The sequence below is a fragment of the Pyrobaculum sp. genome (assembly GCF_049971835.1).
Taxonomy (GTDB): domain Archaea; phylum Thermoproteota; class Thermoprotei; order Thermoproteales; family Thermoproteaceae; genus Pyrobaculum.
Genome location: NZ_JBMFKV010000377.1, coordinates 1 through 1,195, shown reverse-complemented (window position 1 = coordinate 1,195; position 1,195 = coordinate 1). Strand labels below are relative to the sequence as shown.

The 1,195-nt window shown below is 51.9% G+C and carries 2 protein-coding genes; both read right to left on the bottom strand.

Annotation, left to right across the window (positions count from 1 at the left end; translation table 11 throughout):
• Positions 1-387, bottom strand: a 387-nt coding sequence (locus ACP5J3_RS14795; RefSeq protein WP_428496377.1) for a hypothetical protein, incomplete at its 3' end; no start/stop codon positions are given.
• Positions 384-1,195: hypothetical protein (locus tag ACP5J3_RS14790; protein WP_428496376.1), on the bottom strand; the 812-nt coding region annotated here is incomplete at its 5' end. The genes ACP5J3_RS14795 and ACP5J3_RS14790, both read right to left, overlap by 4 nt.

Here is a 1,195-nt window from a genome sequence, read left to right as displayed (position 1 = left end):
GTAGGGCTGGTACTTCGGGTCGAAATGGCACGTGAGGGTGGAAGGCGCTATGAGCTCAACCTCTGCGCGCGCAACCCTTGGAGTGATGACCCTCTCCGCCGTTGCTGTTGCCCCGCCGCACGTCGCTTTTGCTATGAGTCTACAAGAACCGCTCCCCAGCGTTAAGTTAAATACAAACGTTCTGCTGTCCCCCTTTGCGTAAAGCTTAAATAAGCTCTCGCTGGGCGTCGCGGAACAGCCGTATGTCGACAGCGACAGCGCGCAACTAAGCGGCGAGTCTGCATAAGATGTCACAGTGGCGAAGCCGATAAGAGAGCTGTTGGGGAGCGCGTAAGAGGCGTTTCCAGGAAAAAGAAGGGCTATTGCTATCAGCGTTGCGTTTATCATTCGGCTTTAAACGCCAATAATTGGTATTCGCCTATTATGTTCGCCGGGGCGAATTCGCTTGGCGCGGTGTTTATCAACCCGACGAGTACGTATATCTTATTGCCGTGTACGTCTAAATCTAGCGGAACTCCGAACTGCGGAATAGTGATGAACCTAGCCACCGCCCTATATCTACAGACATCAAAAACATAGACGCCAGACATAGAGGCGTCAGCCGCCACCCAATCCTGTCCAATAGGCACATAGACAAAACAGCCAGCTATCGCAAACGGGATAACCTTTCCGTACACAGGCTTGCTAAGAATTTGTCTACTATAGAGGAGCTGTCCATTAGTCAAATTCAGGACAAAGATCTTAGTCTGGTTGGGGTGTTGAATGAGGGGCCTCCTCTCGGCGCCTGGCGCCCAGTAGGTGACGTACGTGTTGCTCGTATAAGCCACGACTCTGCCCTGAGTTACGCCGGCTAGCCCGCAGAAGGTGTATACGTATGATGTTATTAACGTGTGGTTTCTGCCCTTCTGCGGTATTACCAACGCCTGCGCCGGTATTGGCGTCATTATAGATGCAGACCACAGCACAACCGGCATTCCGAGCTCTGCGGATCTCTTGTTATCCAGGGCATATATCGTGCCTTGATCTGTAACGACTACGAGATTCTTCGCGTCTGGCGAAAGAGCAAGGCCCTTCCAAATACTTGTGTAGTTGAAGTAGGGCACTAATGGCGGCGGCGCGAATTTGTAAAGCAGATTGCCGTTCGTGGCGTTGAGCACGTAGACAACGCCGCTGAACCATTTATATGGATTTCTAG